The 282-nt window shown below is 48.9% G+C and carries 1 protein-coding gene; it reads right to left on the reverse strand.

The genetic code is table 11. The features are described 5' to 3' along the window. Positions 1–86: 86 nt before the first annotated feature. Positions 87–282 (reverse strand): hypothetical protein (locus B5P40_RS33055; RefSeq protein ID WP_181462983.1); only part of this gene is annotated, 196 nt, incomplete at its 5' end.

The raw sequence follows: 282 nt of genomic DNA on the forward strand, positions 1-282 counted from the left end.
CGACAAGAGTGCCCACCTGTATACCGATAGACCATGACAAACACAATATATATTCGGCAACAATGACATCGAAAGCGAATGCAGCCTTACTCCCCCACAAGTATGGCGAATTCCAGGACGTGTTCGAGAAGAAAAACGCCGACCAACTGCCCCCACATCGCACATATGATTGCGCCATCAACTTTAAAGAGGAGACTGGCCCGCTGCCATACAGGAAGGTCTACAAACTCGGCCAGACCGAACAAAAAGATTTGCGCCAGTACATCGAAGACAACCTCAAGA

This window comes from Bacillus sp. SRB_8 (assembly GCF_003264205.1).
GTDB lineage: Bacteria > Bacillota > Bacilli > Bacillales > Bacillaceae_G > Bacillus_A > Bacillus_A mycoides.